9 protein-coding genes and 1 pseudogene are annotated in these 8428 nt (G+C 65.2%); 6 read left to right on the top strand and 4 right to left on the bottom strand.

Annotated elements, in window-relative coordinates; all coding sequences use genetic code 11:
• Positions 1-399, top strand: a 399-nt coding sequence (locus Q8K05_RS03055) for an alanine racemase C-terminal domain-containing protein (protein WP_305245064.1), incomplete at its 5' end; no start/stop codon positions are given.
• A 44-nt stretch (positions 400-443) separates the two neighbouring features.
• Here Q8K05_RS03055 and hpaI read toward each other — a convergent pair.
• Positions 444-1250, bottom strand: coding sequence for a 4-hydroxy-2-oxoheptanedioate aldolase (hpaI, locus tag Q8K05_RS03050; protein WP_305245063.1), 807 nt, complete (start codon positions 1248-1250; stop codon positions 444-446).
• Positions 1251-1316: 66 nt separating this feature from the next.
• Between hpaI and radA the strand changes: the two genes are divergently transcribed.
• From radA to waaF, 5 genes are all read left to right on the top strand, one after another.
• Positions 1317-2702, top strand: a complete 1386-nt coding sequence (gene radA, locus Q8K05_RS03045; protein ID WP_305245062.1) for a DNA repair protein RadA — start codon at positions 1317-1319, stop codon at positions 2700-2702.
• Positions 2703-2885: 183 nt separating this feature from the next.
• Complete coding sequence (locus Q8K05_RS03040; RefSeq protein WP_305245061.1) at positions 2886-3299, top strand: glycerate kinase; 414 nt, start codon at positions 2886-2888, stop codon at positions 3297-3299.
• Between the two features lie 109 nt (positions 3300-3408).
• Positions 3409-4350, top strand: coding sequence for a branched-chain amino acid transaminase (locus Q8K05_RS03035; protein WP_305245060.1), 942 nt, complete (start codon positions 3409-3411; stop codon positions 4348-4350).
• 11 nt (positions 4351-4361) lie between these two features.
• Positions 4362-4571 carry a zinc-finger domain-containing protein gene (locus tag Q8K05_RS03030; RefSeq protein ID WP_305245059.1) on the top strand — a complete coding sequence of 70 codons (210 nt, stop codon included), beginning with the start codon at positions 4362-4364 and terminating at the stop codon, positions 4569-4571.
• Positions 4564-5565 carry a lipopolysaccharide heptosyltransferase II gene (waaF, locus tag Q8K05_RS03025; protein WP_305245066.1) on the top strand — a complete coding sequence of 334 codons (1002 nt, stop codon included), beginning with the start codon at positions 4564-4566 and terminating at the stop codon, positions 5563-5565. The genes Q8K05_RS03030 and waaF overlap by 8 nt, the downstream gene beginning before the upstream one ends.
• Before the next feature lie 272 nt (positions 5566-5837).
• Here the strand turns inward: waaF and Q8K05_RS03020 are convergent, their stop codons facing one another.
• The 3 genes and pseudogenes from Q8K05_RS03020 to Q8K05_RS03010 form a co-directional block, all read right to left on the bottom strand.
• A complete protein-coding gene (locus Q8K05_RS03020) occupies positions 5838-7154 on the bottom strand; it encodes an ATP-binding protein (RefSeq protein ID WP_305245065.1) in 1317 nt (438 codons plus the stop codon).
• A gap of 19 nt (positions 7155-7173) precedes the next feature.
• The gene (locus Q8K05_RS03015) at positions 7174-7893 is read right to left on the bottom strand and encodes a response regulator (RefSeq protein WP_305245058.1); all 720 of its coding nucleotides are present in this window, start codon (positions 7891-7893) and stop codon (positions 7174-7176) included.
• A 199-nt stretch (positions 7894-8092) separates the two neighbouring features.
• A pseudogene (locus tag Q8K05_RS03010) lies at positions 8093-8428 on the bottom strand (permease); the annotation flags it as partial.

Below are 8428 nucleotides of genomic sequence, written 5' to 3'. Positions count from 1 at the left end.
CACACCGCAGCGCTGAGCCACAACCGCGCGCGCGTCCGCACTGCCGCACCGGACGGCCGCGTCTGGGCCGGCGTCAGGGCCAACGCCTCTGGCCACGGCATCGTGCGCGATGTTGTCGCGCTGCGACGCGCCGACGGCTATCCGCGCCACTGCCCCACCGGCACGCCCGTGCTGGTGAACGGCGTGCGGTGCCGCATGGTCGGCCGCGTCAGCATGGACATGATCACCGTGGACCTCACGCCGGTGCCTGACGCAGGCATGGGCAGCGAGGTCACGCTGTGGGGCCGCTCGTCCAGCGGCGCCGTGTTGCCGATCGATGAAGTGGCGCGGGCCGCCGGCACGGTGGGGTACGAGTTGATGTGCGCGCTGGCGCCTCGTGTGCCGGTGGTGGCCGATTGATCTGAATGAGATCGGCTTTGGTGCAGGGCGTGCCTGCCCACGCCTCAGTAGGTCTGGCTCGCGGCCACCGCCGGCAACGAGGTTTTGAACCTGGCCGCCAGCGCGCTGCTCGCGTGCACCAGCAACTGGGTGTCCAGGCCCACCGCCACAAAGGTGGCGCCCAGTGCCAGGTAGTGGCGTGCCAGCACTTCGTCGGATGCCAGGATTCCAGCGGCCTTGCCGGCTTTGACGATGCGCGCAATCGCGTCCTCGATCGCCGCCTGCACCGCCGGGTGGCCGGGGTTGCCCGGGTGGCCCATCGACGCCGACAGGTCGGCCGGGCCAATGAACACGCCGTCCACGCCCTCGGTGGCGGCCATGGCGTCGAGGTTGTCGAGCGCGGTCCGGGTTTCGGCCTGCACCAGCAGGCAGACCTGTGCGTTGGCCTCGTGTACATAAGACGCGTTGCGGCCCCAGCCTGACGCGCGTGCGCCCGCCATGCCGCGCACACCCTCGGGCGGGTAACGCATGGCCTGCACCAGCGCGGCCGCCTGCCCGGCCATGTCCACCATCGGCACCAGCAGGGTTTGCACGCCCAGGTCCAGGTACTGCTTGACCAGCGTGCCGCCGACGTCGCCGTGGCCCACCGGCACGCGTGCAATCGGGTGCGAGGCATAGGGCGCAATCGCCTGCAGCTGGCCCAGAATGCTGCGCAGGTCGTTGGGAGAATGCTCGCCATCGATCAGCAGCCAGTCAAAGCCCGCGCCAGCGCAAATCTCGGCGCTGTAGGCGTCGGCCAGGCCCAGCCACAGGCCGATTTGGGGCCGCCCCTCGGCCAGCGCCTGCTTGAACGGATTGATGGAAGTCTTCATGGGTTGTCCTGTCGTGGGGTTGAAGGGGGTGCTTGAATGCTAACGCGCCGTCCCTACACTAGCCGCATGGCCAAAGAAAAAACGATTTACACCTGCACCGACTGCGGCGGCATCAGCCCCAAGTGGCTGGGCAAGTGCCCGCACTGCAATGCCTGGAACACGCTGATCGAGTCGGTGGCGGAAAGCGCCGCCGGCAAAAACCGCTACAGCACCCCGCATCAAGGGCTGGCCAAGGCCTCCGACGTGATTGCGCTGGCCGACATTGACGCCACCGACATGGCGCGCACGCCCACCGGCCACGACGAACTGGACCGCGTGCTGGGCGGCGGCATTGTCGAAGGCGGCGTGGTGCTGATTGGCGGCGACCCCGGCATTGGCAAATCCACCCTGCTGCTGCAGGCGCTCGATTCGCTGCAGCGCGCCGGCCTGAACACGCTCTATGTCACCGGCGAGGAAAGCGGCGCGCAGGTCGCGCTGCGCGCGCGCCGGCTGGGGCTGGACGGCTCCCAGGTCAAGGTGATGGCTGAAATCCAGCTCGACAAAATCCTGGCCACGCTGGACGCCACCCAGCCGTCCGTGGCGGTGATCGACTCGATCCAGACCGTGTATTCCAGCCTGCTCACCTCGGCCCCCGGCTCGGTGGCGCAGGTGCGCGAATGCGCGGCCCACCTGACGCGCGCGGCCAAGTCCAGCGGCGTCTGCATCGTGCTGGTCGGCCATGTGACCAAGGAAGGCGCGCTGGCCGGGCCGCGCGTGCTGGAGCACATGGTGGACACCGTGCTCTACTTTGAAGGCGACACGCATTCGAGTTTTCGGCTGGTGCGCGCCATCAAGAACCGCTTTGGCGCGGTCAACGAAATCGGCGTGTTCGCCATGACCGAAAAAGGCCTCAAGGGCGTGAGCAACCCGAGCGCCATCTTCTTGAGCCAGCACAGCGAGCCCGTGCCCGGCAGTTGCGTGATGGTCACGCTGGAAGGCACCCGCCCCCTGTTGGTCGAAATACAGGCGCTGGTCGACAGCGGCGGCCCCAACCCGCGCCGCCTCAGCGTGGGCCTGGACCGCGACCGTCTGGCCATGCTGCTGGCCGTGCTGCACCGCCACGCGGGTGTCGCCTGCATGGACCAGGACGTGTTTGTCAATGCCGTGGGCGGCGTGCGCATCAGCGAGCCCGCAGCAGACCTGGCCGTGATGTTGGCGATCACTTCCAGCCTGCGCGGCAAGGCGCTGCCCAAGGGCTTTATCGCCTTTGGCGAGGTCGGGCTGGCCGGCGAAGTGCGGCCCGCGCCGCGCGGCCAGGAGCGCCTGAAGGAGGCCGCGAAATTAGGCTTCAGCGTGGCCGTGGTGCCCAAGGCCAACGCGCCCAAAAAGAACGACAAGGCATTTGAGGGCCTGACGATCCATCCCGTGGAGCGGATCGAGGAAGCCATGGAACTCGTGCGCAGACTGGATTGAGGCGCCTGGCCCGAAAAAAGCCTGCAGCGGGTGATAGATGCTATCGAAAAAATAGCTATTTATGCCCGTTTAATAAGGGCTAGAGGCTTAAAAGGCTTGAAAAATTTCCAAAAAAATCGGCATGCAAACCTGTACGCACTCTCCACAGCGCCGGTTGCGCGCCGTGGCTGCGAAAATACCGCCATGAACTATCAGAAAATCCTTGTTCCCGCCGCTGGCGTCGCCGCGCCTGTGCTGGCTTACTGGTTTTACGGCTGGGCCGGCGTGGCCGCCGCCGTGACGGTGCTGGTGATGTGGGCGCTGCTGCATTTCAACCGCATGGTTCAGGTCCTCAAGCGCGCCGCCAACCGGCCCATCGGCTATGTGGACAGCGCCGTCATGCTCAACGCCAGGCTCAAGCCCGGCATGACCCTGCTGCATGTGGTGGCCATGACCAAAAGCCTGGGCGCCCTGCAAGGCAGCAAGGACATCCAGCCCGAGGTGTACCGGTGGACCGATGGCACGCAGTCGCACGTCACCTGCACGTTTGAGGGCGGCAAACTGGTGCAGCATGCGCTTTTCAGGCCGGCTGAAGAAGCGCCGCCGCCCGCCCCGTAAAATCAGCGTTTCGGGTTTGGCAGCAGCGCACGGCTTTGGCCGGGGTGGCTGGCCCGGATGCCCAATATCACTCCCCCGTACACACCACACTCACCACAGGATCAGCACCATGTCCCCAGTAGCACCCTCCATGGAAGACCGCGACGGCAAAATCTGGATGGACGGCCAGATGGTCGAGTGGCGCGACGCCAAAATCCATGTGCTGAGCCACACCCTGCATTACGGCTGCGGCGCTTTTGAAGGCGTGCGCGCCTACAAAATGGCCGACGGCAGCACTGCCATCTTCCGGCTCGAAGAGCACACCGAGCGCCTGTTCAACAGCGCCAAGATCCTGCGCATGAAAATTCCCTTCACGCCGCAGGAAGTGATGGACGCCCAGCTGGCGGTGGTGCGCGAGAACAAGCTGGAAAGCGGCTACATCCGCCCGCTGACCTGGATCGGCTCCGAAAAACTCGGCGTCAGCCCCAAGGGCAACAAGATTCACCTGATGGTGGCCGCCTGGACTTGGGGCGCCTACCTCGGTGAAGACGGCATGAAGCGCGGCATTCGCGTCAAAACCAGCAGTTTCACGCGCCACCATGTCAACATCACCATGATCCACGCCAAGGCGGTGAGCAACTACACCAACTCGATTCTGGCCAACATGGAAGCCACCGACGAAGGCTACGACGAAGCGCTGCTGCTCGATCCGCAAGGTTTTGCCTCCGAAGGCGCGGGCGAGAACCTGTTCATTGTGCGCAAAGGCGTGGTCTACACCCCGGACTCCAGCGCCGGTGCGCTCAACGGCATCACGCGCAACACCATCTTCGCCATCTGCAAGGATCTGGGCCTCGAACTCAAGGAAAAATCCATCACCCGCGATGAGATTTATATTGCGGATGAAGCGTTTTTCTCGGGCACGGCGGCTGAAGTCACGCCGATCCGCGAGCTTGACCGCATTGAAATTGGCAGCGGCTCACGCGGCCCCATCACCGAAAAAATCCAGAGCGCCTTCTTTGACATCGTCAACGGGCGCAATCCCAAGTACGCGTCCTGGCTCAGCAAGGTTTAAAAGGTTTGACCATGACAAAATCATCTGTTGTCGAGCTGCTGGCCTCCGACCTCAACGCCCAGGGCGGCGTCTACTGCCCCAGCCCCACGGCCGACATGAAGGTCTGGAACAGCCATCCCAAGGTCTACCTCGATGTGGCGCGCACCGGCCAGGCCAAGTGCCCGTATTGCGGCACCGTGTACCAGCTCAAGGCGGGCGAGCACGTTGGCGGTCATCACTAGTGCCCGCTCCCTCATCATCGCGCCGCAGTGGATAGGCGACGCGGTGATGACCGAGCCGCTGCTGCGCCGGCTGCACGCGCGCGGCGAGCGCCTCACGGTGGGCGCCTTGCCGTGGGTCGCGCCGGTGTACCGCGCCATGCCGCAGGTGGCCGAGGTCATGGAGTTCCCGTTTGCCCATGGCGGCCTGCAGTTCAAGGCGCGCCGCGCCATCGCCAAGGGCATTGAGGGCCGGTTTGACAAGGCCTATGTGCTGCCCAATTCGCTTAAAAGCGCGCTGCTGCCCTTGTTGGCCCGCATTCCGCAGCGCATCGGCTACCTCGGCGAGGCGCGCGTCGGCCTGCTCACGCACCGGCTCAAAAATCCGAAAAACAAGCCGCCCATGGTGGCGTTTTATTCGGCCCTGAGCGGTGAAACCGGCCTGGAAGGCGACCGGCCGCAACTGCACATCGGCGCGGCGGACATCGCGGCAACGCTGCACGAGCTGGGTTTGCAGCAAGGCGCCTATGTCGTGTTTGCACCGGGCGCCGAATTTGGCCCGGCCAAGCGCTGGCCGGCTACTCATTTCGCCGAACTGGCCGCCAGGCTGGACCTGCCGGTGGTGCTGCTCGGCTCGGGCAAGGAAGCCGCTTTGTGCGACGAGATCGCCGCGCCGGTGAATGCGGTGCAAGCCGGAAAATGCCTGAACCTGGCCGGCAAAACCTCGTTGCCGCAAGCGCTTGGCCTGATCGCCGCCAGCAGCCGCACCGTCAGCAACGACTCCGGCCTGATGCACGTTGCCGCCGCACTGGGCGTGCCGCAGGTGGCGATTTTTGGCTCGTCCAGCCCCCTGCACACCCCGCCCCTGAGCGACCGGGCCACGGTGCTCTGGCTCAAGGTCGACCCCGCCTACCAGCCGCCGCTGGACTGCGCACCCTGCTTTGCGCGCGAATGCCCGCTGGGCCATACCCGCTGCCTGAATGACATCAGTGCCGAGCGGGTCCTGCGGGCGTTGTAAGAAGCCCGGCATGATGGCGGCTTCACTGCCGCATAGGCAGCCAAAAAAAAGCCACCTTGCGGCAGCTTTTTGAAAGTCCTCCTGAATTTGGGAACTTCGCTGGTACATCACCGGAGTGGTTTACCACCGTATCCGCTTTTTTTTATTCCCTCAAGCATCGATGGTTGTGACAGCAACGAAATCAGTGTCGCGCACGGCTTGGGCGCTGAACATCCCGCAAGTAGAGGAGGGCCGCGGTTTTTTATGAAAACCGCAGAACCGCTTGATCCATCTCAAGTGGTTGGCGCTGTCATGGGCAATTCGACGATGAAGGAAGCGCCGCCGCCGGGGCGGTCTTCGCACCGGACCGTGCCGCCATGGCGCTCGCTGATGGATTTGACCAGGGACAGTCCCAGGCCCACGCCACCTTCGCGCTCGCTGGCGCCCGGCAGGCGGTAAAACGGCTCGAAAATGCGCTCGCGCTGGGCGGCTGGCACGCCCGGGCCGCGGTCCAGCACGCGGATCACGGCGAACGGCTTGGGCCCCGATCGGATTTGCGCCAGCGCCAGGCTGATGTCGCCGCGGCCGTAGCGCCTGGCGTTTTCCAGCAGGTTGCGGATCAGCCGGCGCAGCAGCCGGGGTGAGCCCCGCACCATCAGGCTGTGGCCGGTGGGGGCGGTGCCCCGCCCGGTCTCGGCCGGCAACTCGGCGTTGAGCTCCGCGTTCACGCGCGCGCATTCCTCGGCGGCCAGCCCGGTCAGGTCCAGGGTTTCAAACGGTTCGGCATCGGCCTGCTTGGTGTCGAGCCGGCTGGCCAGCAGGATTTCATCGATCAGCTGGTCGAGCTCGTTGATGCTGCGGTAGATTTCTTCCATGACGGCGGGCGAGCGCTTGAGCCCTTGGGAATTTTCCGGCGGGCCGCCCCTGGAAAAATGGGCCTCCTCGGTGGGCAGCGAAGCACACACAGTGGCGAGCGTGGGGGCCTGATGATCCATCAGCTCAAGCCCCATGCGGATGCGCGCCAGCGGCGAGCGCAGCTCGTGGGAAGCGTTGGCGAGCAGCGATTTGTGCGACTCCATCAGGGTTTCGATGCGTTCGGCCGCGTGGTTGAAGCGCCGGGCCAGAAAAGCCACCTCGTCGTGCCCTTCGGTGTTGATGCGCGCCGACAGGTCGCCCGCGCCCCAGCGCTCCACGCCGCGCTGCAGGGCTTCGAGCCGCAGCGTCAGGCGCCGCATGACGGGGTAGGCGCCCAGCGCCACGGCCAGCCCGACCAGGACCAGCATCCAGCCAAAACTGAAACCAAACGGCGGCCGGTTCAGGGCCCCGCCGGGGGGGCGTGTGGGCCGCGGCAACAGCAGGCTCAGGGTCTGGCCGTCGGTGGTGAGCACCTGAAATTCAATGTCCTCGCCGCGCTTGCGGTCCGGCCTGGTTTGGGCTTTGCCGATGACGTCGCCCGCGGCGTTGTGCACCAGCACTTCACGTATCGGCAGTTGCGGCGGGTCTGCGCTGAAATGCCACGCCGCCCCGACCAGAAACGTCAGCACCGCCACGGTCGCCACCACGGCGAGCCAGATGCGCACATACAGGTGCGACGTGAAACGGGACCACATGCGGGACCGCACGGTGCGCTCAGTCCTGCTGCTTGGCAAAGACGTAGCCGACGCCGCGCACCGTGAGGATGCGTTTGGGGTCTTTGGCGTCGAGCTCGATGGCGCTGCGGATGCGGCCCATGTGCACGTCGATGGAGCGGTCAAACGCTTCGAGCTCGCGCCCGCGCACGGCTTCCATGATCTGGTCGCGGCTGAGCACCCGGCCGGCGCGATCGGCCAGTGCCGCCAGCAGGTCAAACTGGTAGGAAGTCAGCTCGCACAGCTTGCCCGAGACCGACACGCTGCGCGCATCGCGGTCGATTTCGAGCGCGCCAAAGCGCATGACCTTGTGGCCGCCCGCAGCGGCGGCCTCGCTGGCGTCGCCGCCACGGCGCAGCACGGCGCGAATGCGGGCCAGCAACTCGCGCGGCTCAAACGGTTTGGGCAGGTAGTCGTCGGCGCCCACTTCCAGGCCCACAATGCGGTCCATCGGGTCGCCCTTGGCGGTCAGCATCAGCACGGCGGTGCGGGCCAGCTGGCTGTTCGGGTTGCCCTTGATGCGGCGGCACACTTCGAGGCCGTCCATGTCGGGCAGCATCAGGTCCAGGATCACCAGGTCGGCCGGGCTGGCTTCGAGCGCGGCCAGGCCGCTGGCGCCATCGGCGGCATGGGCAAAGCCGTAACCCGACTGGCGCAAATATTCACCCACCATGGTGGCCAGGCGGGTGTCGTCTTCAATCATCAAAAGCTGCTGGGTCATGGCGTGGTCCTGGGGTTGCAGGGGCTGTCCCTTCGGTTCATTCAGATTGAAATCAATGGTGCGCGCCGCACAACAATTGCGCTTGAAGTCGCCGTAAAGTTACGGTAAAAAGCGCCGCCAAGCGTGCAGCATACACGCTTGGACCGGCCTGGCGCGGTTCATGAATTGCTATAAAATATATAGCTTATGATGTCCGTGTTTATTGGGTTGGAGCCGTATTTGACCGTGAAGCAAGCCACACCAGCAGCAGCACCGGCAGACCCAGCAAGGCGGTGGCCGTGAAAAAATGGCTGTAGCCAAAGGTATCCACATACTTGCCCGAATAGCCCGCCAGGAACTTGGGCAGCAGCAGCATCATGGAGCTGAACAGGGCGTACTGGGTGGCCGAATAGTTGACGTTGGTCAGGCTGGACAGGTAGGCAATGAAGGCGGCCGACGCGATGCCGCTGGACAGGTTGTCGGCTGAGATCACCACAATCAGCGCAGTGACATCGTGCCCGCGTGTCCCCAGCCAGGCAAACAGCAGGTTGCTGGC

Source organism: Polaromonas sp. (assembly GCF_030682935.1).
Classification (GTDB): Bacteria; Pseudomonadota; Gammaproteobacteria; order Burkholderiales; family Burkholderiaceae_C; genus Polaromonas.
Note: the sequence above shows the minus strand (reverse complement) of the source record. Positions and strands in the feature narration are given on the sequence as shown.